This window comes from Variovorax sp. PvP013 (genome assembly GCF_050435945.1).
Lineage (GTDB): Bacteria > Pseudomonadota > Gammaproteobacteria > Burkholderiales > Burkholderiaceae_C > Variovorax.
In genome coordinates this window covers 1-26,571 of sequence record NZ_JBNDLF010000016.1, presented here as the reverse complement: position 1 = coordinate 26,571, position 26,571 = coordinate 1, and the positions used below count along the sequence as shown (strand labels likewise).

The following is a 26,571-nucleotide window of genomic DNA, read 5'->3' as shown; positions in this document are numbered from 1 at the left end:
ACTACCACGTGCCCTTCGGCGGGCGCAAGGGCTCGAGCTACGGGCCCAGGGAGCAGGGCAGGTACGCCCAGGAGTTCTTCACGACCGTCAAGACGTCCTATACGCTCGCCTGAGGCGATTCCCGCCGCGACCCCATCCATCCATCTGCAAGGAGACACCCCAATGAAGATCGGTTTCATCGGCCTGGGCATCATGGGCGCGCCCATGGCGCTGCACCTCGTCAACGCCGGCCACGAGCTGTTCTACGTCCAGCGCGCCAAGGTCAACGCCGACATTGCCGCCAGCAGCGCGAAGGCGCTCGGCACCGCGCGCGAGGTCGCGCAGCAGGCCGATCTCGTCATCCTGATGGTGCCCGACACCCCCGACGTCGAGTCCGTGCTCTTCGGCGCCGACGGCGTGGCCGAGGGCCTCTCGGCCGGCAAGACGGTCGTGGACATGAGCAGCATCTCGCCCATCGAGACCAAGGCCTTCGCGAAGAAGATCGCCGACCTGGGCTGCGACTACCTCGACGCGCCGGTCTCCGGCGGCGAGGTCGGCGCCAAGGCCGCCAGCCTGACCATCATGGTCGGCGGCACCGAGGAGGCCTTCGCCAGGGCCAAGCCGCTGTTCGAGCTGATGGGCAAGAACATCACCCACGTCGGCGGCGTCGGCGACGGCCAGACCACCAAGGTCGCCAACCAGATCATCGTGGCGCTCAACATCGCCGCCGTGGGCGAGGCGCTGCTGTTCGCCAGCAAGGCCGGCGCCGATCCGGCCAAGGTGCGCCAGGCGCTGATGGGCGGCTTCGCCTCCAGCCGCATCCTGGAGGTGCACGGCGAACGCATGATCAAGCGCACCTTCAACCCGGGCTTCCGCATCGGGCTGCACCAGAAGGACCTGAACCTGGCGCTGGCCGGCGCCAAGGCCATCGGCGTGGCGCTGCCGCAGACCGCCGGCGCGGCCCAGCTCATGGGCGCCTGCGCGGCCAACGGCTGGGACCAGCTCGACCACTCGGCGCTCGTCAAGGCGCTGGAGCTGATGGCCAACCACGACATCGCCGCCGGCTGATCCCTTCACCAAACGCCTCCGAGAAAGCGTCTCCATGCCGATCAACGACACCCCCGTCATCACCGCGCTGCGCGTGATCCCCGTCGCCGGACGCGACAGCATGCTGCTCAACCTGAGCGGCGCGCACGGTCCGTTCTTCACCCGCAACATCCTGATCCTGACCGACAGCGCCGGGCGCACCGGCGTGGGCGAGGTGCCCGGCGGCGAGAAGATCCGCCAGACGCTGGAGGACGCGACGCCGCTCGTCGTCGGCCAGCCCTTGGGCTCCCAGCAGCGCCTGGTGCAGGAGGTGCAGCGCAAGTTCGCCGACCGCGACAGCGGCGGGCGCGGCCTGCAGACCTTCGACCTGCGCACCACCATCCACGCCGTAACGGCCATCGAGTCGGCGCTGCTCGACCTGCTGGGTCAGCACCTGGGCGTGCCGGTGGCCGCGCTGCTCGGCGAGGGCCAGCAGCGCGAGTCGGTGGAGATGCTCGGTTATCTCTTCTACGTCGGCGACAAGGCCAGGACCGACCTGCCCTACGTCACCGACGCGGACGCGGAGAACGACTGGTTCCGCCTGCGCCACGAGAAGGCCATGACGCCCGAGGCGATCGTCGCGCTGGCCGAGGCGGCGCGCGCGAAGTACGGCTTCAACGACTTCAAGCTCAAGGGCGGCGTGCTGCGCGGCGACGAGGAGGTCGATGCCATCGTCGCGCTGCACGAGCGCTTCCCCGAGGCGCGCGTCACGCTCGACCCCAACGGCGGCTGGCTGCTCAAGGACGCGATCCGCCTGGGCCAGCGCATGCGCGGCGTGGTCGCCTATGCCGAGGACCCGTGCGGCGCCGAGGACGGCTTCTCCGGCCGCGAGGTGATGGCCGAGTTCCGCCGCGCCACCGGCCTGCCCACGGCGACCAACATGATCGCCACCGACTGGCGCCAGCTCACGCACGCGCTGTCGCTGCAGTCGGTGGACATCCCGCTGGCCGACCCGCACTTCTGGACCATGGCCGGCTCGGTGCGCGTGGCGCAGACGTGTCGCGACTGGGGCCTGACCTGGGGCAGCCATTCCAACAACCACTTCGACGTCTCGCTGGCGATGTTCACGCACGTGGGCGCGGCCGCGCCCGGGCGCGTCACGGCCATCGACACGCACTGGATCTGGCAGGACGGCCAGCGCCTGACCAAGGAACCGCTGCAGATCGTGGAGGGCCACGTGCAGGTGCCGAAGAAGCCGGGCCTGGGCGTGGAACTCGACATGGCGGAGGTCGAGAAGGCCCACCAGCTCTACCTGCAGCACGGCCTGGGCGCACGCGACGACGCGATGGCCATGCAGTTCCTGTCGCCCAACTGGAAGTTCGACGCCAAGCGGCCGGCGCTGGATCGCTGAGGCGAAAAGTACGCGGCCGGGCGCCGCGTGCGTCAAGATCGGGACCTTCACACATCCCCACAGAGACAGGAACGTCCCATGAGAGAAAACCGCCTTCGCACCTTGTGGCAATCCGGCGGCGCGGCCATCAACGGCTGGCTCGCCATCCCCAACAGCTTCTCGGCCGAGACCATGGCCCACCAGGGCTGGGATTCGCTGACCATCGACCTGCAGCACGGCGTGGTCGACTACCAGGCGATGGTGCCGATGCTCCAGGCCATCTCCACCACCGACACCGTGCCCGTGGTGCGCGTGCCGTGGCTGGAGCCGGGCATCATCATGAAGACGCTCGATGCCGGTGCCTACGGCGTCATCTGCCCGATGATCAACACGCGCGAGGACGCCCAGAAGCTCGTCGCTTGGTCGCACTACGCGCCGCGCGGCACGCGCAGCTTCGGCCCGATCCGCGCCTTCCTCTACGGCGGCGCCGACTACCCGCAGCACGCCAACGACACCATCGTCACCTTCGCCATGATCGAGACCGCCCAGGCGCTCGACAACCTCGACGCCATCCTGTCGGTCGAGGGCCTGGACGCCATCTACATCGGCCCGTCCGACCTCTCGCTGGCGCTGGGCTGCCGGCCGGTGTTCGACGACGTCGATCCGAAGGCGCAGGAGGCGATCGACCACATCCTGGAGCGCGCCAAGGCCCACGGCCTGGTCGCGGGCATCCACAACGGCACGCCCGAGGGCGCCATGGCGCGCATCGCCAAGGGTTTCCAGTTCACCACCGTGAGCTCGGACGCGCGCCTGATGGCCGCCGGTGCCCAGCAGATCGTCTCGAAGATGCGCGCCACCCAGGCACCGCCGCCGGCCACCGGCACCTACTGAGCGGACGGCGGCGCGGCCGGGACGCCGCCGATCCCGAGAAGAATCAACGACGAGGAGACAAAGCCATGAGAAGAACGATCCTGCCGACCCCATCCGAACCCCGCCGCCGGTTCCTGAAGACCGCCGCCGGCACCGGTCTCGCCGCGCTCGGCGGCATGGCCGGCGCCCAGTCCTTCGACTTCCAGCCCAACCAGCGCTACCCCGACCCGCGCGTCTTCATCCTCGACCCGAGCTTCGCCAAGTACCGCATCTACAGCAGCACGGTCGAGCAGCTGGGTTCGGGCATGCGTTGGGCCGAGGGACCGGTGTACTTCCCGGAGCACGGGTACCTGCTGTTGAGCGACATCCCCAACAACCGTCTCATGAAGTACGACGAGAAGACCGGCAGGTTCTCCGTCCACAAGACCAACGTCAACTACACCAACGGCAACACGCGCGACCGCCAGGGCCGCCTGATCTCCTGCGAGCACTCGGTCACGCGCCGCGTGGTGCGTACCGAGCGCGACGGCAAGATGACCGTGCTGGCCGACAGCTTCGAGGGCAAGCGCCTGAACGCGCCCAACGACATCGTGGTGCGCTCGGACGACACCCTCTGGTTCACCGACCCGACCTTCGGCATCAACGGCGAATGGGAAGGCTCGCGCGCCACGCCCGAGCAGGCCACCACCAACGTCTACCGCATCGCCACCGACGGCAAGGTGACGGCGGTCATCACCGACCTGGTGAACCCCAACGGCCTGGCCTTCTCGCCCGACGAGAGGAAGCTCTACGTGGTCGAGTGGAAGGGCACGCCGAACCGCAGCATCTGGAGCTACGACGTCGCCGCCGACGGCGCGAGCGTGTCGAACAAGACCAAGCTCATCGACGCCGATGGCCCCGGCGCGCTCGACGGCTTCCGCGTCGACCGCGACGGCAACCTGTGGTGCGGCTGGGGATTCACCGGCGCCTTCGCGCCCGAGGCGACCGACATCGGCGGCGGCATGAAGGCCCATCTGCCGACGGCCAAGTCCGCCGAGATGGACGGCGTCAAGGTCTTCAACCCGCAGGGCAAGCCGATCGGCTTCATCAGCCTGCCCGAGCGCTGCCCCAACCTGGAGTTCGGCGGCCCCAAGCGCAATCGGCTCTACATGGCCAGCTGCCACTCGCTCTACGCGCTGTACGTGGAGGCGCACGGGGCGGTCTGAGGATCACGGCCCCGGGCGTCAGTCGCCTTCGGTGGCGTCGGTGGCTTCCAGCACTCGGCGGATCTCCGTCTCGATCGCATCGAACACCGCCGCCGGAACGACGGCGGCGTAGCGGGCACGCTTGGTCTTCGAGATCGTGCCGCCGGCTTGCAGGCCGATGGCGATCAGCGTGGCCAGCACCGAGCCGCGCACGTCGAAGCGCGCGTCGATCGCCCGGTGCACGGCGTCGAAGTGCGCCAGGTAGGCCGTCTCCTGGCGCAGTTCGACGTCGAGCGCGAGTTCGGCCATGCGGAAGCCGAACTCGGCGCAGCGCGTGGCGTCCCAGTAGCGGTAGATCGTGTCGTCCGACTTGAAGTCGAAGCGGAAGTCGTCGGCGTCGATCGCCGTGACCCGCACCAGTTCGCGCGCGGGCCGCGAGAAGGCCTGGAGCGTCGCGAGGTAGTCGCCCTCGTGGCGCTTCATCGCTACCGACACCGGCAGCAGCAGTCCCTCGGCGAGCTGGCCGGAAGCGCACAGCGCCTTGTGGAACAGGAAGCGCGACAGCCGGCCGTTGCCGTCCATGAAGGGATGGATGTAGACGAAGCCGAAGGACGTGATGCTGGCCGCCAGCACCGGATCCATCGTCCGGGGTGCCGTGTTGGCGAACGCCATCCAGTCGTCCATCAGCGCCGGCACGTCGCCGGGCGGGGGCGGCACGTGCGAGACCCCGGCCGCACCGCGCGCCGCGCCGCGCAGCCAGTTCTGCTCGGCGCGGAACTGCACGGCCTTGTCGAAGGGATTGGAGACGATCGACGACTGCAGCTCGACCAGATAGTTCTCGTCGAGCGAGCGTCCTTCGTGCGCCTGCTTGAGCAGGGCGATGAAGGCCCGGGCCTTGTCCTCGGTGGGCGCCTCGCGTTCGATGGCGTAGCTGTCCTCGGTCTCGTGAAGGTAGGCCCAGGACAGCGCGCGGTCCATCATGTCCGGCGCCAGGCCTTCGACGAAGGCGCGGGCGCGCCCCAGGATGTCCGAGGCCATCGTGGCTTCCAGGGCCGGCGTGCGCTCGACGGTCACGCAGTAGCGGGGCGACCCCAGGCCGTTGAAATTCACCCGCCATCGCGCATCGCGACGCGAAGGTCCGGTGACGTAGCGCGTCGGATCGAAGAGGTCGACGTACCGCGCCGTGATCTCCGGACGCTCGCCGAGCAACACGCCCGTGAACAGCTCCCAGAGATGACATGCGACGCGGATGTACTGGCCGTTGGGTGCCGACCGCAGTTCCGCATGCATGACCTCGGGCGACATGCAGGGCAGGGCCTTGGCCAGGATCTGCAGGTCGACGCCCTCGTGCTTGATGGCGAAGAGCAGGTGCGCCAACGGGTCGTCGGTCGACGGCGCGACATGGGCCGGCACCGCCAGCGCATCGGCACTGCGTTCCAGCCGCGTCACCGGGCGCACGGTGGCCGGCCGGGCAGGTGCGAACACCGGCAGCTGCAACACCTCCCGCACGAACATGTAGCCGACGGACCTCATTTTTTTGTCAGAACCCTCATTTTTTTGTCAGCCTAGGCTCTCACCTTCATTTTTCTGTCAGTTTCCGCAGCGTCACATCGACTTAAAACTGCCAAACCGTCACACCCCAGCGCCGAGGACACCGAGGAACCGGCTCCGCCGGGCCTCTGGTGTCGCCCCCGGCGAGGGGGTGGGCGAAGCGACACGCAGTGCGCGAAGCCTGAGGGTGTGCCTAGTTGGTGGGCACCGTGCTGGAAGCCACGCCCAGCAACGATTCCAGCCACAACCCACAACTTTGTCCACATGCTTGTCCCCGGTTTGCGGGGACAAAAATGCACACTTCCGGTGCATATGAGCGCTCAACGCGTCGCGTCGCCCTTGCGGTAGTCGGCGCTCACCTCGTCGAGTTTCTGCTTCAGGTCAGCGTCGATCCGGTACTCGGCGGCGGCCACGGTGGCGGCGAGCTGCTCCGGCCGGCTCGCGCCCAGCAGCGGCGCCGTGATGGCGGGATTGGCCATCACCCAGGCGACCGCCAGCGTGGCCAGCGGCACGCCGGCCTCGTCGGCCAGGGCCTGCAGGCGTTCCACGGTCTCGAACTCGCGATCCTTCCAGTAGCGCGACTGGTACATGCCGCCGGCGGTGCCGAGCGTGAAACGCGTGCCGGCCTCGGGCGCGGCGCCGCCCCGGTACTTGCCGGTGAGCAGGCCGCCGGCGAGCGGGTTGTAGGGGATCACGCCCAGGCCTTCCTCGACGGCCAGCGGCAGCAGCTCGCGCTCGATCTCGCGGAACAGCAGGCTGTAGCGCGGCTGGACCGAGACGAAGCGCGTCAGCCGCAGCACGTCGGCCCGGCCCAGCGCGCGCGCCAGGCGGTAGGCCAGGTAGTTGGACACGCCGACATAGCGCGCGCGGCCCGACTTCACGATCACGTCCATCGCCTCGATGGTCTCGTCCAGCGGCGTCTCGCGGTCGTCGCTGTGCAACTGGTAGAGGTCGACGTGGTCGGTCTGCAGGCGCGCGAGCGAGCGGTCGATGGCGTCGAGCAGGTGCTTGCGCGAGGCGCCCTGGTCCCAGGCGCGGGGGCCGACCTTGCCGACCGCCTTGGTCGCGACGACGAAGTCGCCCCGCGCCGCCGGGCCGCGCGCCTTGAGCCAGCGGCCGATGATCTCCTCGGTGCGGCCGATGGTCTCCAGCGTGCCGCCCAGCGGATAGACGTCGGCGGTGTCGAGGAAATCGATGCCGGCGTCGGCGGCGGTGTCGAGGATGCGGTGCGAGACCGCCTCGTCGGTCTGCAGGCCGAAGGTCATGGTGCCCAGCGCGAGGCGCGAGACGGTCAGGCCGGTGCGGCCGAGGCGGGTGGTGGGGAGGGTCATGGCAGGTTCCTCGAAGGCGTTGGGGAGGAGGGAAGGGTCGCAGCGCAGGCGACGGCGGCGTCGCGTGGGGATCTGTGTGGCCGGGGCCGCGCCGGTGCCCGATCCATCATAGGCAGCACCGGCCGACCCTGCCCGGCCGGGCCTGTCGCGCAGGTTCCCCGCTCGGGGGGCAAACCCCGAGGAGCGGTGGCGCGGCCGGCACCCAGAATGGTCCATTCCTCCCAGGAGACCCCGTCCGCATGCTGCCCCTCTCGCCGTCCCGCCGCCGCTTCGCCCTCGACCTCGCCACCTGCGCCGCCGCCGCCACGCTGGCCGCGCCGTCCTTCGCCCAGGGCGCCTGGCCGTCGCGGCCGATCCGCATCGTCGTGCCCTACACGCCGGGCGGCTTCACCGACCAGATGGCGCGCCTGGTGCAGATCGGCCTGCAGCAGCGCCTGGGGCAGCCGGTGGTGATCGACAACCGTCCCGGCGCCAACGGCCTCATCGGCGTCGACGCCGTCGCCAAGGCGGCGCCGGACGGCACGACCTTCGGCGTCGTCATCGCGGCCTACGCGGCCAACACGACGCTCTACGCGAAGCTGCCCTACGACCCGAAGAAGGACCTGATCGGCGTATCGCTCATGGGCGTGTCGCCGCTGCTGGCGGCGGTCAACAACGACGCGCCCTTCAAGACCGGGCGCGAACTGATCGACTACGCGCGCGCGAACCCCGGCAAGGTCAGTTTCGGCTCGTCGGGCAACGGCTCGGCGGCGCACCTGACGACCGAACTGTGGAAGTCGCTGACGAAGACGTACATGACCCACATCCCCTACCGCGGCGCCGTGCCCGCGCTGACCGACCTGATGGGCGGGCAGATCCAGCTGTTCCTGGATGCGCCGACGGGGCTGATCCCGCAGGCGCGCGCCGGCAAGATCCGGCTGATCGGCGTGGCCGGCGAGCGGCGTCTGACGGCGGTGCCCGAGGTGCCGACCTTCATCGAGCAGGGTTTCGCGGGCTTCACCGGCAGCACCTGGGCCGGCATGCTGGCGCCGGCGGGCACGCCGCCGGAAATCGTGCGGCGCATGTCCGAGGAGATCGCCGCCATCATCCGCAGCGACGAGACGCGCGCCAGGCTCGACGCCATGGGCACCTTCCCGGCCGGCAGCACGCCGAAGGAGTTCGACGCCTTCATCGCGGCGGAGACGGCCAAGTGGGCGACCGTCATCCGCACGGCCGGCGTCAAGGCCGACTGAGCGGGGTACCGGCGCCGACACGGCGCATGGGCGGAAGCACCTACGTCGCGTGACGCGCGCGGCTGGCGCGGCCACGGGAGGCGCGCTCTCACCATCGGGCATTCTCCTCGCAGCGCCCGATCGACCCCACGCCATGGCCACCCTCTCCAACGTCAAGCCCGAGCGACCGCCATGGTGGCCGCGCTGGCGGCGCCCGGCGCTCATGTCGATGCGGCCCGGCTGGCGCCTGCCCGTGCCGCCACGACGCGTCGTGCTGTGGTCGGTGGTCTCGTCGGTGCCGATGACGGTGGTGATCCTGGTGGGGGCCTACCTGTCGCACAACCTGCACACCGAGATCGCCGTCGGCCGCGAGCGCATCGAGCAGACGCACCAGGTGCTCGCCACGCTCAACCAGCTCTTCATCTCGCTGCAGGACGCCGAGACCGGCCAGCGCGGTTTCGTCATCACCGGCGACGACAGCTACCTGACGCCGTACGTGACGGCCGTGACGGCCCTGGCGCCGACCCTGGCGCGTCTGCGCGAACTGACCTCGGAGAGCGAGACGCAGTCGATCCGCATCGGCCGCCTGGAGACGCTGGTGGACGACAAGCTCGCCGAGCTCGGCCGCACCATCGTGCTGCGTCGCACGTCGGGCTTCCGGGTCGCCGCCGCCGACATCGGCAGCGGCGTCGGCAAGGACCTGATGGACGACGTGCGCCGCGAGGTCGACCTGGTCGGCACGGCCGAGCGCACGCTGCTGCAGGAGCGCCAGAGCGTCGCCCAGGAACGCGAGCGCGACGTGATCCGCGTCGGCCTGCTGATCGCGCTCATGTCGGTCTGCACGCGCGTGGGACTGGCGCTGCTGCTGGTCAAGCTGCGCAAGCGCCGCGCGGCGGCGAACCTGAAGGCGGCGCTGGCGGCGGCGAAGCAGCTGAGCAAGTCCTGAGGAAAGCAGGGTCGCAGTCCATGTGAATGACCATGGCCAGCGCTGGCGAGCCAGGACCGAACTGGCTCAGGTTCGATTCGGACCCGTCCCATGGACCTGAAGAATCTCCCACCCTACATTTGTATGTACGGAATGTACATACAATGAAGTTCGAATGGGATCGGAAGAAGAGCGAGAGCAATCTTCGCAAGCACGGCATCAGCTTCGAGGAAGCGAGCCTGATCTTCGAAGGCACTCGGCTTTCATGGACGGACGACCGTTCCGATTACGGAGAAACACGCACCGTCAGCATCGGCTTGATCCATCGGCTCGTCGCGGTCGTGGTGGTCCACACCGATCGGCAGGGCAGCACCCGCATCATCTCCGCACGACTCGCCAGCCACCGGGAAAGGAAGCGCTTCGATGACCATCAGTAAGAAACGGCTCGCCGAACTGGTCGCTCGCACCGACGACCGGATCGACCACGACGAGATCCCCGTGCTCGACGAGACGTTCTGGAAGAACGCCCGGAAGATCGAGCCCGACCCGACCCGGGCGGTGACCCTGCGCATCAGGCAATCCGTCCTCGACAGTTTCAAGGCTCAGGGCAAGGGCTACCAGACCCGCATGAACGCCGTGCTGGAAAGCTACGTCCGTTCCCTGTCCCAGGACCGGGGCTGAGGCGCGTCACAGCAGCGCGCGCAGGTCCCGCGCCGCGTCCTGCAGGGGCGGCAGCAGGCGGTCCCGCCAGCGGTCGATGTCGGACGGCGCGGCGCCGGCGACGACGTTGAGTGCGGCGACGGTCCGCCCCTGCGGATCGCGCAAGGGCACGGCCAGGGCGTGGACGCCGATCTCGTGGCTCTCGCTGGCCAGGAACCAGTCCTGCCGCCGGGCCTGGACGAGGTCGCGCCGCAGGTCGGCGACGCGGGTCGGCGTGCGGGCGGTCAGGCGCGCCAGCGTGACGCCGTCGCACCAGGCGCGGAAGGCCTCGCGCGGCAGGGCCGCGAGCAGGACGCGGCCGGTCGAGGTGGCGTGGGCCGGCAGCCGCGCGCCCAGGTGCAGGCCGTAGGCCGTGACGCGGCCGGCCGGGCCGGGCAGGCCGCTGCGCGCCACGATCACGACCTCGTGGCCGTCGAGCACGACGACCGAGAACGACTCGCCCGTCAGCGCGGCGAGGTGGTTGAGGGCCGGCTGCACCACGCGCGGCAGCCGGGCCGACGCCAGGTAGCTGCCGGAGAAGCGCAGCACCTTGGCCGAGAGCCAGAAGTGACCGCCGTCGGTCTCCAGGTAGCCCAGGTGGGCGAGCGTGAGCAGGTGCCGGCGCGCGGCGGCGCGCGTGATGCCGGCGCGCTGGGCCGCCAACGTGGCGTTCAGGCGCTGGCGCTGCGTGTCGAAGCTCTCCAGCACCGCCATGCCCTTGGCCATGCCGGCGATGAGATCGGCGGGGGAGATGGTCATTGCGCGATCATCGCGCAAGCGCTCCGGTGATCGCGCAAAACCCCGAGCGGTGGCGTGCATCGCCCGGGCGGCGCGCCTAAGGTCGGGGTTCCTTCCCAACGACGGAGACTCATCCCATGCGCACCCAGGTCGCGATCATCGGCGCCGGCCCCGCGGGCCTGCTGCTCGGCCAGCTGCTCCACACCGCCGGCATCGACAACGTCATCCTCGAGCGCCAGAGCGCGGACTACGTGCTCGGCCGCATCCGCGCCGGCGTGCTGGAGCAGACCACGCTGGACCTGCTCGACCAGGCCGGCGTCGGTGGCCCGGCGCACCGCGACGGCCTGCCGCACGACGGCATCGAGCTGCTGTTCGAGGGCCGGCGCCACCGCATCGACCTGCACGCGCTCACCGGCGGCAGCCGCGTCACGGTGTACGGCCAGACCGAGGTGACGCGCGACCTGATGACCGCCCGCGCCGCCGCCGGCCGGGTCACGGTCTACGGGGCGGCCGACGTCGCCCTGCACGGCTTCGACGGCACGACGCCGGAGGTGCGCTTCACGAAGGACGGCGTCGCGCAGGTGCTGCACTGCGACTTCATCGCCGGCTGCGACGGCTTCCACGGCGCGAGCCGGCGCAGCGTGCCGCCGGACGCTCTGAAGACCTACGAGAAGGTCTATCCCTTCGGCTGGCTGGGCGTGCTGTCGGACACGCCGCCGGTGTCGCACGAGCTGATCTACGCCCACACGCCGCGCGGCTTCGCCCTGTGCAGCATGCGCAGCGCCACGCGCAGCCGCTACTACCTGCAGGTGCCCTCGGACACCGACGCGGCGCGCTGGAGCGACGAGGCGTTCTGGACCGAACTGCGCGCGCGGCTCGACCCCGAGGCGCGCGAGGCGCTGGTCACCGGGCCGTCGATCGAGAAGAGCATCGCGCCCCTGCGCAGCTCGGTGACCGAGCCGATGCGCTTCGGGCGTCTGTTCCTGGCCGGCGACGCCGCCCACATCGTGCCGCCGACCGGCGCCAAGGGCCTCAACTTGGCGGCGTCGGACGTCGGCTTCCTGTTCCAGGCGCTGCGCGAGTTCTACGGCGAGTCCAGCGCCGCGGGCATCGACGGCTATTCGCAGCGCTGCCTGCGCCGGGTGTGGCGCGCCGAGCGTTTCTCGTGGTGGTTCACCTCGCTCATGCACCGGTTCCCGGAGACCGGCGAGTTCGGCCAGCGCATGCAGGAGGCCGAACTCGGCTACCTCGTGGGGTCGCGGGCGGCGGCGACGGCGCTGGCGGAGAACTACGTAGGGCTGCCGCTGGCGTGACGCGGCGGCGCGCGGCCCCTACAGCGTGGCGCCGATCTTGCGCAGCTCGGCGATCGCCGGTGCCTTGGGCAGCCAGAGCTTGTCGAACTGCGCGATGATCGGCGCCGGGTCGTAGCCGGCGTCGGTGCGGATCGGGAAGCCGGTGGCCTTGAACTTGTCGATCAGGCCCAGCTCGGTCGTCACGATGTCGCGGATCTGGGCGTCGAGCGACTGCTTGACCAGGTCGGTGATGAGCGCCTTGTCCTTGGCGTCGAGCGTCTGCCAGACGCGGCCCGACACCAGCGGCGCGAAGGGCATGAACAGCGCGTTCATCGGCAGCATGACCTTCGAGACCTTGTCGAAGCGCGCGTTCCAGGAGAACTCGATGTCGGCCTCCAGGCCGTCGACCTGGCCGTTGGACATGGCGTCGAACACCGCCGGCGTCGGGATCGGCGTCGGCGCGGCGCCGAGCATCGAATAGAAGTCGCGATAGACCGGCGTCGGGTTGATGCGCAGCTTCATGCCCTTCAGGTCGGTCGGCGAGGCGATCGGCTTGGTGGCGAAGACCACGCGCATGCCGGTGATGCCCCAGCCCAGACCGATGGTGCCGGTCTCGCGCGGCAGCACCTCGAGCAGCTTCAAGGCAGCGGGCGTGCGCACCAGCGAGGCGACGTTGGTGGTCGAGCGCACCAGGTAGGGCGCGTTGATGGCCGCCACGCTCGCGACGCGCGAGCCCAGTTCCGCCGCCTGGATCCAGCCCATGTCGAGGGCGCCCGACTGCAGCTGCTGCATCATGGCCGACTCGTTGCCCAGCTGGCCCGAATGGAACACCGTGACGGTCATGCGGCCGTCGCTGGCTTTCCTGAGCGACTCGCCGAAAGCCAGGGCGGCGCGGTTCCACGAATGCCCGGCCGGCGTGATGAGCCCCAGACGGAACTCCCTGGCCGCCGCCGCGCGCACGCGGGGCGCGAAGACGGCGGACGAGGCGGCGAGTCCGGCGGTGGCGGCCTGGACGAAATGGCGGCGGGAGAGGGTCATGGTGCGAGGCTCCGGTGGATGGGATGACGAAAAGGGTAAGGAAAGGGGCGGCGGGACGCGCTCAGAGCAGGGCCAGCGACAGGCTCGGGAAGATCGACAGCAGCACCAGCGCCAGGCAGCAGATGAGGAAGAAGGGCAGGGTGACGATGAACATCTTTCCCGGCTTGGCCCCGGTGACGGCGGCGGCGACGAAGAAGCTCAGGCCCACCGGCGGCGTCATCAGCCCCAGCACCAGGTTGACGACCACCACGACGCCGAAGTGGCGCGGGTCGACGCCGTAGATCTCGGTGGCGATCGGCAGCAGGATCGGCACCGTCATGATCAGTCCGGGGATGCCGTCAATCACGGTGCCGATGACCAACAGGATCAGGTTGGTCAGCAGCAGGAAGCTCACCGGGTCCTTGGCGACGGTCTGGATCCAGGCGGCGGTGGCCTGCGGCACCTTGCCGTAGATCAGCAGCCACGAGAACACGGCCGCCGCCGCGACCAGGAACAGCACCACGGCCGAGTAGATCGCCGACTTCAGCAGGATCGCCGGCATGGTGCGGAAGCTGAATTCCTTGGTCACGTAGCGGCCCACCAGCGCCGCGGCCAGCGCGCCCACGGCAGCCGCCTCGGTCGGGTTGGCGAAGCCGGTGAGGATCGAGCCGACGATGACCAGCGGGATCAGCAGTGTCGGGCACGAGGTGACGACCGTGCGCACCCGTTGGCGCAGCGTGCGCCGCTCGGTGCGCGGGTAGTCGTAGATGAAGCCCATCAGGGCGATCACGACGAAGAACAGCGCCGTGAGCACGATGCCCGGCAGGATGCCGGCGATCAGCATGTCGCCCACGGCGACCTGCGCCAGCACGCTGTAGACGACGAACATCACCGACGGCGGGATGATCGGCCCGAGCATGCCGCCGTAGACCGTGAGGCCGGCGGCGAAGGTCTTGTCGTAGCCCTTCCGCTCCATCTCCGGCACCATGATCTGGCTCATGATCGCCACCTGCGCGGTGGCCGAGCCGATGATCGAGGACACCAGCATGTTGGCCAGGATGTTCACGTAGGCGAGGCCGCCCTTGACCGAGCCGATGAATGCCAGCGTCATGTCCACCAGCCGCTGCGTGATGCCCCCGCCGTTCATGATCTCGCCGATCAGGATGAACAGCGGGATGGCGATCAGCCCGTAGCTGTCGACGCCCGCGAACATCTGCAGCGGATACGACTGGAACAGCACCGGCGCGCCGGCGTCGAGGATGTAGACGATGCCCGCCAGGCACAGGCAGGCGCCGATGGGCACGCCCACCAGCATGATCAGCAGGAAGAAACCGGAGGTCAGCATGATCAGTTCACCGCGTCGGCGTTGGAGATACCGAACTCGGGATGCGTGCGCCGGGGCTGCAGGCCGAGGTCCTCGACGAGGTTGGCCAGCGCGTGCACGCTCAGCGTGAGGGCGAACAGCGGCAGGATCAGCTGGATCGCCCACACCGGCCATTCGAGCGTCTGCGTGCGTTCGGTGTAGAGGAAGTTGAAGGACTCGGCGGCGAAGTCCTTGGCGTCGAAGCCGTGGCGCGCGATGCCCACCGGGTCCATCCAGACCCAGCACATCGCCAGCAGCGCCAGGCCCAGCACCACCACGCCGAGCGAGGCACAGGCCTTGGCCACGCGCGCGGCCCGCTCGCCGATGTGGTCGGTCAGGAGCGTCACCGCGAAGTCCATGCGCAGCCGCGTCATGGCCGAGGCGCCGATGAAGGTCAGCCAGACCACCACGTACACCGAGGCCTCGTCCACCCAGTAGAGCGGCACGCCGCCGTAGCGCGTCGCCACGTTCAGCAGGATCAGGGCGACGAGGCCGCCCATCAGTCCGGTGAGCAGGTGGCGTTCGCAGCGCAGGATGACGTCGGAGACGTCGAGCAGGACACGGGCGAGGCGCGAGGCGCCGTGGGCGGGTGCGGACATGGCGGCGGGTTCCGTCGGTTGGCGCAGGGCGTCAGTCGACCGAGCGGTATTGCGCCGGCCGGGTGTCCAGCGCCTTCTTCACCACGCCTTCGATGAACGCGCGCTCCTCGCCGACCAGGGGCAGGCGGGGCCGGCGCATGTGCTCGGTGCCCACGCCCACGAGCAGGTCGATGAGCTTCAGGTTCTGCACCAGCTTGGTGGAGACGTCCAGGTGCAGCATCGGGGTCATCCACCGGTAGAGCGAGAGCGCCTCGGCGAAGCGGCCCTCCTTCATCAGGTCGTAGAGCGCGACGGTCTCGCGCGGGAAGGCGCAGCCCACCCCGGCGAGCAGGCCGTCCGCGCCGAGCGCGAGCGCCTCGTAGGCGAGGTCGTCCACGCCGCAGAAGATCTGGTAGCGGTCACCCAGGAGGTTGCGGAGGTCGGTGATGCGCCGCACGTCGTCGGTGCTCTCCTTGACGGCGACGATCCACTCGCAGTCGGCCAGCGCGAGCATGTGCTCGGGCTTGAGGTCGACGCGGTAGGCCACGGGGTTGTTGTAGACCATGACGGGCCGCTGGGCGGCCTCGGCCATGGTGCGCACGTTGAGCATGGCTTCTCGCGCGTCGGCCACGTAGATGACCGAGGGCATGACCATGAAGCCGGCCACGCCCAGGGCGTTGGCGCCCTCGATGTAGCGCAGGGCCTCGGTGGTGCGGGTCTCCGAGACGTTGGCGAGCACGGGGATGCGGCCGTCGGCGGCTTCCAGGGCGATTTTGGCGACGGTGAGCTTCTCCTCGAGGGAGAGGGTGCTCGCCTCGCCCAGGGAGCCGCAGGTGACCAGGCCGTGGATGCCGTTGCGGATCTGGAAGTCGATGTGGCGCGCGGTGCCCTCGGCGTCGATGCGCTCGTCGGGGTGGAACTTGGTGGTGATGGCGGGGAAGATGCCTTGCCAGCGGGGTGGGGTCATGGGGTTCTCCTGGGACGGAAGGGACGGTGGATGGATGCCGGACCGCTTCCGCGACCCGCTGGTAAATATATTAATGAGATATTTGAAATATCCTTTGAGGGTATTAGCAGATTGCGTGCCAGGTCGTGCCGTGCTTGGCGCGAGCGAGCGACCACGGACGCCGGAGCCGGCGATGCTCCTGGAGCGCGGCGGCGTGCCGCGTGTCGTGGACGCGTGCGGCCGGCCTGCACGGAGCGGCCCGGGGCACCGCGATGAAGCACGCCATGCACCCGGATGGCCGTCCGGAAGCGCCGGCGACGTCTGGGCGGGGCAGTACCGAACTCCCCGATGTCCCCCCGCATGCCCGGCCGCGGCCGTGGCGTTACGCTCGCGCGTTCACAAAAAGACATCTTTCATCGCGTGAACGAATGAATGCTTCGACCGAACTTCCGCCCGCCCGCATCCGGTCATCGGCCCGACACGGCGGCCCCCGCATCCGCATCGGCGCGCTGCACGCGCTGGTCTGCCTGAACCTCCTGGGACTGGCGACGCCGGTCCTGGCCGAGGAGCGCTACGGCGCGCTGCTGTTCCAGAACGACCTCTTCCTGGGTCGCGACGGCGGCGGCTACACCAACGGCATCTATCTCTCCAGCCTGCGCGTCGCCTCGCCCGGCGAGGAACGCATCGCGCCGGGGGTGCTGGTCGGCCCGGTCGCGTCGCTGCTGGGGTTGACCCATGCGACGCTGACGGCGGCCTCGTTCGGTCAGGGCATCGTGACGCCCAAGGACATCGCCCGCCGCGTGCCCGATCCGACCGACGCGCCCTACGCCGGCTTCCTGGTCTTCCGCTCGGCGCAGGTGGCGCGCCACGACGACGTGGCCGACGTCGCCGCCGTCAGCCTGGGCCTGATCGGGCCGGCTTCCGGCGCGGAGCAGGTGCAGCGCGCCATCCACCGCCTGACGGGCTCGACCGCGCCGCAGGGCTGGGACACGCAGGTCTCCAACCGCCCGCTGATCGGCCTGGAGCGGGCACGGGCCTGGCGTTTCGCGACGGCGCCGTCGGCCGGAGCGGCGGGTGCCGACGCCATCGTCCAGGCCGGCGGCGCGCTGGGCAACCTGGAGAGCACGGTCGGCGCCAGCCTGCTGGTGCGCTACGGCACCGGCCTGTCGCGCAGCTTCCCGGCGGCGGTGGTCAACGGCTACAGCGTCGACCCCTTCGTCGTCGGGCCGGGCTGGTTCGTCTTCGCGGGGGTGTCGGCCGACCGTGTCCTGAACCACACGGGACTCGGCGACGAGGCCCGCCTGCGCCGCGAGCGCACGGCCGGCACGGTCGGCTTGGCCTACGGCTGGGCGAAGTCGTCGCTGACCTTCTCCGTGCGCACGACCGATCCGCTGGTCTCGGGCAGCGCTCGGCAGATGTTCGGTTCGCTCACGTACCTGACCCGGTTCGAATAGCCGGTCGCGACATCCGCAGGACGCGGTCGACTTGCGGGCCTCACTTACACTGCGGCGCCGCATCCCATCCCCGGCGATCCCGTTTTTCCGGCCCGGCGCCGCACCCCGCGCCCGCGCCTCGATCCGGGCATCGGCCACCCCGACAGACGGCCGCCCGAGCGGCCGTCCTGGAGCAACGAATGAACAGCCCGCAATCCTCCTCCTCCGACGGCGCCCAGCTCTCGCTGCTGCGCCGCATCCCGCTCGCCTTCGGCGCCCTCTTCAGCCTGATGGCCAACGGCGGCCTGGCCGCGCGCTATGCCGCGTTGCGCGACGGCGCCGTCGCGCCGGCGGCGCCCGCACCCGCACCGGTCGCCGCTCCGGCGCCTGCGCCGGTGGTCGCCAAGGCCCCGCCGCCCGCCCCCGTGCTCAAGGAGAACGGCCCCGATGCCGCCCTGCAACTGCTCGCCCTGCTGCAGCGCGACGCCCGCCTGATCGACTTCGTCGGCGAGGACCTCGCCGGCTATGCAGACGCCCAGATCGGCGCCGCCGCGCGCCTGGTGCACGAAGGCTGCGCGCGCGTGCTGCGCGAGCACTTCACGCTGGTGCCGGTGCGCGACGAAGCCGAAGGCGCCCGCGTCACGCTGCAGCCGGGCTTCGACGCCGCCGCCGTGCGCGTGACCGGCAACGTGGTCGGTCAGCCGCCTTTCAGCGGCCAGCTCGCCCACCGCGGCTGGCGCGCCACCGAGGTGCGCCTGCCGCGCCTGGCCGAGCAGCACGACGCGCGCATCGTCGCCCCCGCCGAGGTCGAGCTGTGAGCGGCCCGCGCTATTCGATCGGCATCGACCTCGGCACCACGCACAGCGCGCTGGCCTGGGTCGACATCGCCGGCAGCGACGGCGAGGCCACGGTCCACGGCACCCTGCCGATCCCGCAGCTGACCGCGCCCGGCGCCGTCGAGGCGCTGCCGCTGCTGCCGTCCTTCCTCTACCTGCCGCACGTCGACGAGCTCGCGCCCGGCGATCTGGCGCTGCCCTGGGCGGCCGAGGGCACCCGGGTGGTGGGCGAACTGGCCCGCGCGCGCGGCGCCACGACGCCGATCCGCCTGGTCTCCAGCGCCAAGAGCTGGCTGTGCCACCCCGGCGTCGACCGCCGCGCGGCGATCCTGCCGCACGACGCGCCGCCGGAAGTCGCGCGCGTGTCGCCGCTCGACGCCTCCACGCGCTACCTCGACCACGTCCGCCAGGCCTGGGACCACGCGCACCCCGAGGCGCCCTTCGCCGAGCAGGACGTGACGGTCACGATCCCCGCGTCCTTCGACCCCGCCGCGCGCGAACTCACGGTCGAGGCCGCCCGCAACGCCGGCTGTCGCTCGCTGACCCTGCTGGAGGAGCCGCAGTCGGCGCTCTACAGCTGGATCGAGGCCAGCGCCGGCGGCTGGCGCGAGCAGGTGCGCCCCGGCGACGTGATCCTGGTGGTCGACGTCGGCGGCGGCACCAGCGACTTCTCGCTCATCGCCGTGCTGGAGCGCGAGGGCAACCTCGAACTGCACCGCGTGGCGGTCGGCGAGCACATCCTGCTGGGCGGCGACAACATGGACCTGGCGCTGGCGCACGGCGTGGCGCGCAAGCTCGCCGCCGCCGGCACCACGCTCGACGCCTGGCAGCTGCGCGCGTTGACCTACGCCTGCCGCGCCGCCAAGGAACGGCTGCTCGGCGCCGCCGGCGAGGCCGGTGCCGACGGCGGGCCGATCGATGCGCAGCCGATCGTCGTGCCCAGTCGGGGCAGCCGGCTCATCGGCGGCTCGATCCGCACCGAGCTGACGGCCGAGGAGGTCGCGGCGGTCATCGTCGACGGCTTCTTCCCGCAGGTCGACGCGGCGGCGCGCCCGGTCAGCCGGGTGCGCGCCGGCCTCGCGCAGCTCGGCCTGCCCTATGCGCAGGACGCGGCGGTCACGCGCCACCTGGCGGCCTTCCTCGGCCGCCAGCGCGGCGCGCTGGCCGAGCTGGAGGGCTTCGGCGACCGCGCGCCGGACGCCAGCTTCCTGCACCCGACCGCCGTGCTGTTCAACGGCGGCGTCTTCAAGTCGGGCCTGCTGGCCGATCGCCTGTCGCGCACGCTCGACGGCTGGCTCGCCGCCGAGGGCGCGGCGCCGGCGCGGCTGCTGGCCGGCGCCGACCTCGACCTGGCGGTGGCGCGCGGCGCCGCCTACTACGGCTACGTGCGCCAGGGCCGGGGCGTGCGCATCCGCGGCGGCACGGCCTTCGCCTACTACGTCGGCGTCGAGTCGTCGATGCCCGCCGTGCCCGGCATGGAGCCGCCGGTGGAGGCGCTGTGCCTGGCGCCCTTCGGCATGGAGGAAGGCACCGAGGCCGACCTGCCGGGGCTCGAACTCGGCCTGGTGGTGGGCGAGCCGGTGGACTTCCGCTTCTTCGCATCGTCGGTGCGGCGCCAGGACACCGTCGGCACGCTGCTGGGCTTCTGGAGCCCCGACGAGATGCAGGAGCTCCCGCCCATCTCCGCCACGCTGCCCACCGAGGGCCGGCAGGCCGGCGAGGTGGTGCCGGTGCGGCTGGCCGCTCGCGTGACCGAGTCCGGCACGCTGGAACTGGTGGCCGTGCCGCGCACAGGCGGCGAACGCTGGAAGATCGAGTTCGATGTGCGCGGCGAGCGCTCGCCGAACGCCTGAGCGGTCCGGGCCGCGCACGGCGTCCGGCGCCGGGGGCCGGCGCGCCGCCTGGATCGTCGGCATCGACCTCGGCACCACGCACACCGTCGTCGCCTGCGCGAGCGCGCGGGACGCCGCCGCCGGACCGGACGCCATTCGCCTCTTCGACGTCGACCAGCTTGTCGCGCCGGGCGAGGTCGCGGCGCGACCGCTCCTGCCGTCGATGCGCTACCACCCGGCGCCGGGCGAACTGGCGAGCGGCGATCTCACCTTGCCCTGGACGACGGCAGCGGCGGTCGGCCCGGGCGACGGCGCCGCCGCCGGGAACGACCCGGTCGCCCCGTCCGTCATCGGCCACCTGGCGCGCCAGCTCGGCGCCCGGGTGCCCGGCCGGCTGGTGACCAGCGCCAAGAGCTGGCTCTCGCACGGCGCGGTCGACCGGCTGGCGCCGATCCTGCCCTGGGGCGCCGCCGACGATGTGCCCAGGGTCTCGCCGGTGCAGGCCAGCGCGAGCTACCTCGCGCACCTGCGCGCGGCATGGAACCATCGCCATCCCGACGCACCGCTGGAGGACCAGGAGGTCGTGCTGACGGTGCCGGCCTCCTTCGACGACGCCGCGCGCGCATTGACCGTGGAGGCCGCGCGCGACGCCGGCCTGCCCCGGTTGCGACTGCTGGAGGAGCCGCAGGCCGCGCTGTACGACTGGCTGTTCCGCCACCGCGACGCCCTCTCCGACGCGTTGGCCGGCGCCCGGCTGGTGCTGGTGTGCGACGTCGGCGGCGGCACGACCGACCTGAGCCTGGTGCGCGTCGACCACGAGGACGGCGCCCGGCCGCGCCTGGAGCGCATCGCCGTCGGCCGCCACCTGATGCTGGGGGGCGACAACATGGATCTGGCACTGGCGCACCTGGCGGAGTCCCGGCTGCCCGGCGCGACCGATGCGCGGCTCTCGGCCGGCCAGCTGGGGCAGCTGGTCGAGCGCTGCCGGGACGCCAAGGAGCGGTTGCTGGCGGCCGACGCGCCGGCCAGCGCGCAGGTCACGTTGCTGGGCACCGGCTCGCGGCTGATCGGCGCGGCGCGCTCGGCGACGCTCGAACGCGCGGAGGTCGAGCGCATCGTCGTCGACGGCTTCTTCCCGCGCGGGAGCGCCGACGAGGGGCCTCGGCGCGAGCGCTCGGGCGGCCTGGTCGCCTTCGGACTGCCCTACGCCAGCGATCCGGCCGTCACGCGCCACGTCGCCGGTTTCCTGGCGCAGCACGCGGCCGCCGGACGGCCTGACGCGTTGCTGCTCAACGGCGGCGTGTTCCGCTCCGAAGCGATCGCGGCCCGGCTGCACGCCACCCTGGGCGACTGGCGCGGCGCACCCCTGCATTCGCTGCACAACGTCGATCCGGACGTGGCGGTGTCGCGCGGCGCCGTGGCGTACGCACTGGCCCGGCGCGGCCTGGCGCCCCGCATCGGCGGCGGCTCGCCGCGCAGCTACTTCCTGCCGCTCGACGATGCGCGCTCGCGCGCTGTCTGCGTGCTGCCGCGCGGCGTCGAGGAGGGTCGCGAGATCCGGCTGGAGGGCCGCAGCTTCGAACTGCGCGTGGGCGAGCCGGTGCGCTTCGACCTCGTGTCCACCACCGACGACGGCATCGGCGATCGACCCGCGCCCCGGGCCGGCGACCTGGTCGAACTGGGCGAGCGCGAGGTCCGGCCGCTGCCGCCCGTCGCCACCGTCGTGCGCGCCGACGACGGTGCCGGACGGCGTCACATCCCGGTCGAACTGGCCGCCACGCTGACCGAGGTCGGTACGCTCGACCTGCAATGCATCGCCATCGACGATCCGTCGCGTCGCTGGCAGCTGGCCTTCGAGCTGCGCACCGACGCGACGCCCGCATCGGCGGCGGCGTCCGTCCTGCCGCCGCGGTTCTCCGAGGCGGTCGAGGCGATCGAACGCGTCTTCGGCGCGCGCGACCGGTCGGTCGGACCGCGCGACGTCAAGCAGCTGCGCGGCCGGCTCGAAAGCCTGCTCGGCGGTCGCGAGCGCTGGCCGACCGCGCTGCTGCGCCCGCTCTACGACGCCCTGTGGCAGCGCGCGCGCGGACGGCATCGTTCGGCCGACCACGAGCGCCTCTGGCTGAGCCTGGCGGGCTGGTGCCTGCGGCCCGGCTTCGGCGATCCGCTGGACGGCTGGCGCATCGAGCAACTCTGGCCGACCTTCGAATCCGGCGTGCGCCATGGCCGCGACCGGCAGGTGCAGGCCGAGTGGTGGACCTTCTGGCGCCGGGTCGCGGGCGGCCTGGACGGCGCGGCCCAGGAGCGGCTGCTGCAGGACTTCGCGTTCAACCTGCAGGCCGAGGAAGCCGGCATCCACGACCGCCCGCCCGGATGCGTGGCTGGCGGCCGGGACGACATGGTGCGCCTGGGCGCGTCGCTCGAACGCATTCCGGTCGCGCACAAGGTGGAGATCGGCGAATGGCTGATCGGGCGCGTGCGCGAACTGTCATCGGCGTCCGGCGCGCACGCCGGCGACGCCTGGACGCTGTGGGCGGTCGGCCGCATCGGCGCGCGTTCACCGCTCTACGGCAGCGCGCACGGCGTGGTGCCGGTCGACACTGCCGTGGCCTGGCTGGACGCCGTGCTGGCACTCGACTGGACGCTCGTCGACGGCGCCGCCGCGGCGGCCGCCAACCTGGCGCGCCTGAGCGGGGATCGTGCGCGCGACCTGCCACCGGCGGTGCGCGAGCGCGTCGTCGATCGGCTGCGGGCGCATCGCGCGCCGCCGGCGTGGAGCGAGCGCGTGCGCGAGGTCGTCGTGCTCGACGAAGCGGGGGAGCGGGGCGTGTTCGGCGAATCGCTGCCGCCGGGTCTGCGGCTGATCGGCTGATCGGCTGATCGGCTTCGATCCGGCCACCGGTCGGTCGGTCGGTGGATCGATCGCTTCCGCGTTTCGTGCGAGACCGGAAGCCTGCCGCAGCCGGACGGTCCCGAACGCTCAGATGCGCTGGTAGAGCCGTCCGAGCGCCAGCGCCAGCGCCAGCGAGAAGCGCCGCCGTGCCAGTCGCAGGGCGGAGAAGGGAGACAGCGGCCCCTCGGCGAAGCGGTAGTACCAGCAGCTCGCGACCGTCGGCGGCTGGCCCCGCAGCGCGCGGCGCAGGTGCCGCCCTTGCCACGGCTTGGCGGCGCCGACGGCGTGCGAGAGATGATGGCCGCCCGGCGCGAAATCCATCGCTTCCGGGCCGCAGGCGTTCAGATGGACGTCGCTGAGCGTGAGGGCGACGTTGAGCGCGTCCTCGTCGGTGGAATGAAAGAGGTCGTCGGGGCTGCCGGCCTTGCGCTGCCTGCGGTGGACGCCGACCTCCGCGACGATGCGTTCGCAGATGCGCTCCCAGGCCCGGATGCAATGCAGGTGCGAGCGCCGCGCGCCCACGAAGCCGCTGTTGTAGTAGCGCTCGAGACTGCGACGCTGCACTTCCCCCTGGCCGGCGAAGTAGAGCCGCCACAACAGGCGCTTGGGATGATTCGATGGCAGTGACCCGTGGACGTCCTCGACCAACACGATGCCGTCTTCCTCGAACCAACCCTCGATGTCACGCCACGCGCATTTCACGACCAGGTCCGGATCGAGATAGACGACCGCGTCGCAGGCAGCCTCGTGCGTCGAGAAGATCTCGCGCATGAATGCCGGTTTGTAGTAATTAAGACTGATCGGCGGATCCAATTCGATCGCATTCAAAGTCAGTCCGGACGTGACGTGCAGTCGTCCTGTGACGGCGTCGAAATCGGGATGATCGAGGATCCACGAGGGCAGGGCACCTCGGTGTCCGACCCAGACGGTGCCCTCGTAGCCCGAGGCCGCTAGGGAATTCACCAGGGCGGCGACGCCATAGTGGTAATGACCTTCGAACAGGGTACAGAGTGCGATCTTCATCCTGTCTGGATGATCGATCACCTGACGCATTGCGGCACTTCAATTCGCACGCAATGTTGCGAATCGAATTCGGCTGGCCGAACAATTTCACGATCCGGCCGCATTTCTCGGAAGCATCCGGGCGCGTTCCTCGGCTGCCGCCACGCGCTCCCGTCGGCGCGGGGCCGTCCATCGGACCAGGGCCGGCCGCCCGGCGCGGGCGGCCGGCGAACTCGTTCAGGCGCCGGCGGTATCGCCGCGACCTTCGACGGAGTCCGACTGCGGTGCCGGCATCGGCGCTGCGGCGGGCACGGTCGACGGCGTCGGAGCCGCATCGGCCGACGGGGCCATCGACGATGGCAGGTTCTTCCGGGGCGCGCCGGCGGTCTTGGCCGACGGCTTGGCGGCCGGCTTCACGGCGGCGGGTTTCACGGCGGCGGGTTTCGCAGCCACCTTCTTGGCGGGTGCCGAGGCAGCGGTCGTGCCGGCCGCGGCGCCTGCCGCGGGTGCGGCCTTGGTCTTCTTGGCGGCCGGTCGGGCAGCGCTCTTTCCGGTGGCCTGGCCGTCGACGCCCGCCTTCTTCACCGGCGCCGCCGATGCCGGCTTGGCCGCTGCGACGGGTTTAGCGTCGGAAGAGGACTTCGAGCGTGCAGCGACCTTTTCGGCCAGGGACTTCTTGGTCGCTGCCGCCGGCTTGGCGCGTGCGTTCTGCGGTCGTGCGGGTGCGGCGACCGGCGCCGCTGCTTCGGCCGGTGCCGAGGTGGACGCGGAGATCAGGAAGTCGTCGATCGACGTGCCGCGCTTCTTGAGGCCTTGCTTGAGCCACGTGGGCTTCGGACCCCGACCGCTCCAGGTCTGGCCGGTCTTGGGATGGCCGTAGAGCGGCGGCAGCTTGACCTTCGACGCGGCGGCCTGGGACTTGGCATTGCCGCTGGCGGCGGTGGCGAAGCGGCTCTCCTTGCCGGACGTCTCGAAGCTCTCGAGGCTCCTGCCGTTCGAGATGGCCTGGCGCAGCCACGCCGGACGGGGTCCGCGTCCACCCCAGGTGTTGCCTTGGCCGTCGCTGTACTTGGCATCTTTCGATGCATCCGAGCGTGACGACGACGTCGCCGCCGACGCGGCGCGGCGTCCTCCCGAGGACGAGGTCGAGCCGGGGAAATGGAGATCGTCGGCCGTCAATTCATATGCGGCGATCGATTCATTGAGTTTGGCAATGACGGCTTTGACTTCAGCGGCGCGCAGCTTCTCGGCCGATGCCTGCAAGGCCTGGATTTCGCGCGTGAGTTGGGCATAGGTTTTTGTCATGGACATCTTGGATGAATGGATCGAAGGTGCCGAGTCTATGCGCGTCGGCGATGGGATGATCGAATTCGCCTTTGAATTGATGCGAAAGTCCCGATGTTTCAGGACGGGGACTTATTGGCGATCACCATGCGGATCGGGGTCGACGCATTGGATTCGTCGTGGTCGGACCGTTGGGGACTCATCCGGCATCGCGTGGTCCGACCGATGCGGGCGATGCGTCCCGCCAATGGCATCGACATCGTCTCGTGTGTCGGCATTGGTGGCTCTCTTCTTCTCTTCTTTTGCAGTGGGGTCGTCGACGACCCGATCGATGCGTCTTTGCATGCCCGCCATGTCGGTCGTTCAATGGAAGAAGCTTCTCGTCCACCGACGAGTTGCCGGATGAACGGCTCTCGAGACTCGGAATGTCGAGAGATTCGGCGCATCTCGAATCCATGTCCGGACGTTCCGGGTTTCTCGGCCGGCGGGGATATCGATCGATCGAAAGAGCTTTCAGGAAGCTGCCCACCGGCACTCGACGGCATCTCCCACCCTCAGAATGCCGCCCCTGACGATCCGCGCCGTGCGTCCGCCATGTCCGCGCATGACGTTGTAGCCGCCCGGGCCGAGCGTTTCTTCCATCCGCGAACAGGGCTCGCACGGACCGGTGATTTCGATCATCACTTCGTCGCCGATCGTCAATCGCAGGTTCTGGTCCTGGAACAGCGACTTGGCCGCGCCGAGATTGAGGCCCGAGATCACCAGATTGCGACGCAGCAGTTCGGGTGCGACATCGGGCATGCCGATCAACGATGCGATCACCGGAAGGTGCTCTTGCTGGATCAACGTGACTTGCCGCCGCCCACCAGGTCGGGCGAGGGCGCTGCGGTCCCCGTCGAGACCATGGTCGGCGATGGCCCGTGTGTCGCCGACGGAGCGCATCGCCTGACGTCGGGCAGGACGCAGCAGGATGCGCTCGAGTCGGCCATGCCGAGGGAACTGACGCGTGAGCTCACGAAGGTCTGCCATAGGGTGATTGTCGGCATTCGCACTCCCCGATCCCGAGATCGCTAAATAGGCTAACGGCTCAATGATCGACCCCAGGACCCCAGGACCCCAGGACCCCAGGACCCCAGGACCCCAGGACCCCAGGACCCCAGGACCCCAGGACCCCAGGACCCCAGGACCCCA

The 26,571-nt window shown here is 70.6% G+C and carries 23 protein-coding genes; 13 read left to right on the top strand and 10 right to left on the bottom strand.

Features of this window, described 5'->3' with window-relative positions:
• Window positions 1-162: 162 nt before the first annotated feature.
• The 4 genes from glxR to ABID77_RS22045 all read left to right on the top strand — a co-directional run bounded on the left by glxR (window position 163) and on the right by ABID77_RS22045 (window position 4,470).
• Window positions 163-1,047, top strand: coding sequence for a 2-hydroxy-3-oxopropionate reductase (gene glxR, locus ABID77_RS22060; protein ID WP_429600585.1), 885 nt, complete (start codon window positions 163-165; stop codon window positions 1,045-1,047).
• A 34-nt stretch (window positions 1,048-1,081) separates the two neighbouring features.
• On the top strand, window positions 1,082-2,416 hold the full coding sequence (gene gudD, locus ABID77_RS22055; RefSeq protein WP_429600584.1) for a glucarate dehydratase: 1,335 nt from the start codon (window positions 1,082-1,084) through the stop codon (window positions 2,414-2,416).
• Window positions 2,417-2,494: 78 nt separating this feature from the next.
• Complete coding sequence (locus ABID77_RS22050; RefSeq protein WP_429600582.1) at window positions 2,495-3,286, top strand: HpcH/HpaI aldolase family protein; 792 nt, start codon at window positions 2,495-2,497, stop codon at window positions 3,284-3,286.
• A 65-nt stretch (window positions 3,287-3,351) separates the two neighbouring features.
• Window positions 3,352-4,470, top strand: a complete 1,119-nt coding sequence (locus tag ABID77_RS22045; RefSeq protein ID WP_429600580.1) for an SMP-30/gluconolactonase/LRE family protein — start codon at window positions 3,352-3,354, stop codon at window positions 4,468-4,470.
• A gap of 18 nt (window positions 4,471-4,488) precedes the next feature.
• On the opposite strand, the gene ABID77_RS22040 is transcribed toward ABID77_RS22045, so the two are convergent.
• Window positions 4,489-5,982, bottom strand: coding sequence for a Fic family protein (locus ABID77_RS22040; RefSeq protein WP_429600578.1), 1,494 nt, complete (start codon window positions 5,980-5,982; stop codon window positions 4,489-4,491).
• A gap of 338 nt (window positions 5,983-6,320) precedes the next feature.
• Complete coding sequence (locus tag ABID77_RS22035) at window positions 6,321-7,331, bottom strand: aldo/keto reductase (RefSeq protein ID WP_429600577.1); 1,011 nt, start codon at window positions 7,329-7,331, stop codon at window positions 6,321-6,323.
• A 239-nt stretch (window positions 7,332-7,570) separates the two neighbouring features.
• On the opposite strand from ABID77_RS22035, the gene ABID77_RS22030 reads away from it, so the two are divergent.
• From ABID77_RS22030 to ABID77_RS22015, 4 genes are all read left to right on the top strand, one after another.
• Window positions 7,571-8,563, top strand: coding sequence for a tripartite tricarboxylate transporter substrate binding protein (locus ABID77_RS22030; RefSeq protein ID WP_429600575.1), 993 nt, complete (start codon window positions 7,571-7,573; stop codon window positions 8,561-8,563).
• 133 nt (window positions 8,564-8,696) lie between these two features.
• Window positions 8,697-9,488: a CHASE3 domain-containing protein gene (locus tag ABID77_RS22025; RefSeq protein ID WP_429600573.1), complete on the top strand. Its 792-nt coding sequence runs from the start codon at window positions 8,697-8,699 to the stop codon at window positions 9,486-9,488.
• Window positions 9,489-9,631: 143 nt separating this feature from the next.
• Window positions 9,632-9,904: a BrnT family toxin gene (locus ABID77_RS22020; protein ID WP_429600572.1), complete on the top strand. Its 273-nt coding sequence runs from the start codon at window positions 9,632-9,634 to the stop codon at window positions 9,902-9,904.
• The gene (locus tag ABID77_RS22015; protein WP_429600571.1) at window positions 9,891-10,148 is read left to right on the top strand and encodes a BrnA antitoxin family protein; all 258 of its coding nucleotides are present in this window, start codon (window positions 9,891-9,893) and stop codon (window positions 10,146-10,148) included. Before ABID77_RS22020 ends, ABID77_RS22015 begins: the two co-directional genes overlap by 14 nt.
• Window positions 10,149-10,154: 6 nt before the next feature.
• Here the strand turns inward: ABID77_RS22015 and ABID77_RS22010 are convergent, their stop codons facing one another.
• Window positions 10,155-10,925 carry an IclR family transcriptional regulator domain-containing protein gene (locus tag ABID77_RS22010; protein WP_429600569.1) on the bottom strand — a complete coding sequence of 257 codons (771 nt, stop codon included), beginning with the start codon at window positions 10,923-10,925 and terminating at the stop codon, window positions 10,155-10,157.
• Between the two features lie 116 nt (window positions 10,926-11,041).
• Here ABID77_RS22010 and pobA point away from each other — a divergent pair, with 116 nt between their 5' ends.
• Window positions 11,042-12,217, top strand: coding sequence for a 4-hydroxybenzoate 3-monooxygenase (gene pobA / locus ABID77_RS22005; protein WP_429600567.1), 1,176 nt, complete (start codon window positions 11,042-11,044; stop codon window positions 12,215-12,217).
• 18 nt (window positions 12,218-12,235) lie between these two features.
• Here the strand turns inward: pobA and ABID77_RS22000 are convergent, their stop codons facing one another.
• The 4 genes from ABID77_RS22000 to ABID77_RS21985 form a co-directional block, all read right to left on the bottom strand.
• On the bottom strand, window positions 12,236-13,234 hold the full coding sequence (locus tag ABID77_RS22000; RefSeq protein WP_429600565.1) for a TRAP transporter substrate-binding protein: 999 nt from the start codon (window positions 13,232-13,234) through the stop codon (window positions 12,236-12,238).
• A 61-nt stretch (window positions 13,235-13,295) separates the two neighbouring features.
• Window positions 13,296-14,558, bottom strand: a complete 1,263-nt coding sequence (locus tag ABID77_RS21995; RefSeq protein WP_429600564.1) for a TRAP transporter large permease — start codon at window positions 14,556-14,558, stop codon at window positions 13,296-13,298.
• A gap of 2 nt (window positions 14,559-14,560) precedes the next feature.
• On the bottom strand, window positions 14,561-15,175 hold the full coding sequence (locus ABID77_RS21990; RefSeq protein ID WP_429600563.1) for a TRAP transporter small permease: 615 nt from the start codon (window positions 15,173-15,175) through the stop codon (window positions 14,561-14,563).
• 31 nt (window positions 15,176-15,206) lie between these two features.
• Window positions 15,207-16,121, bottom strand: a complete 915-nt coding sequence (locus ABID77_RS21985) for a dihydrodipicolinate synthase family protein (protein ID WP_429600562.1) — start codon at window positions 16,119-16,121, stop codon at window positions 15,207-15,209.
• 407 nt (window positions 16,122-16,528) lie between these two features.
• On the opposite strand from ABID77_RS21985, the gene ABID77_RS21980 reads away from it, so the two are divergent.
• The 4 genes from ABID77_RS21980 (at window position 16,529) to ABID77_RS21965 (ending at window position 23,073) form a co-directional block, all read left to right on the top strand.
• Entirely contained in the window at window positions 16,529-17,554 is a 1,026-nt protein-coding gene (locus tag ABID77_RS21980) for a lipid A deacylase LpxR family protein (protein ID WP_429600560.1), read from the top strand.
• A gap of 179 nt (window positions 17,555-17,733) precedes the next feature.
• The gene (locus tag ABID77_RS21975; protein ID WP_429600558.1) at window positions 17,734-18,351 is read left to right on the top strand and encodes a DUF2760 domain-containing protein; all 618 of its coding nucleotides are present in this window, start codon (window positions 17,734-17,736) and stop codon (window positions 18,349-18,351) included.
• Window positions 18,348-20,222 (top strand): Hsp70 family protein, encoded by a 1,875-nt coding sequence (locus tag ABID77_RS21970; protein WP_429600556.1) that lies wholly within the window; start codon window positions 18,348-18,350, stop codon window positions 20,220-20,222. Before ABID77_RS21975 ends, ABID77_RS21970 begins: the two co-directional genes overlap by 4 nt.
• On the top strand, window positions 20,191-23,073 hold the full coding sequence (locus ABID77_RS21965) for an Hsp70 family protein (RefSeq protein ID WP_429600554.1): 2,883 nt from the start codon (window positions 20,191-20,193) through the stop codon (window positions 23,071-23,073). Before ABID77_RS21970 ends, ABID77_RS21965 begins: the two co-directional genes overlap by 32 nt.
• Window positions 23,074-23,181: 108 nt before the next feature.
• On the opposite strand, the gene ABID77_RS21960 is transcribed toward ABID77_RS21965, so the two are convergent.
• From ABID77_RS21960 to ABID77_RS21950, 3 genes are all read right to left on the bottom strand, one after another.
• On the bottom strand, window positions 23,182-24,117 hold the full coding sequence (locus ABID77_RS21960; RefSeq protein WP_429600553.1) for a hypothetical protein: 936 nt from the start codon (window positions 24,115-24,117) through the stop codon (window positions 23,182-23,184).
• A 216-nt stretch (window positions 24,118-24,333) separates the two neighbouring features.
• Window positions 24,334-25,401: an H-NS family nucleoid-associated regulatory protein gene (locus ABID77_RS21955; protein ID WP_429600551.1), complete on the bottom strand. Its 1,068-nt coding sequence runs from the start codon at window positions 25,399-25,401 to the stop codon at window positions 24,334-24,336.
• A gap of 492 nt (window positions 25,402-25,893) precedes the next feature.
• Window positions 25,894-26,409: an MOSC domain-containing protein gene (locus ABID77_RS21950; RefSeq protein WP_429600550.1), complete on the bottom strand. Its 516-nt coding sequence runs from the start codon at window positions 26,407-26,409 to the stop codon at window positions 25,894-25,896.
• Window positions 26,410-26,571: the final 162 nt, after the last annotated feature.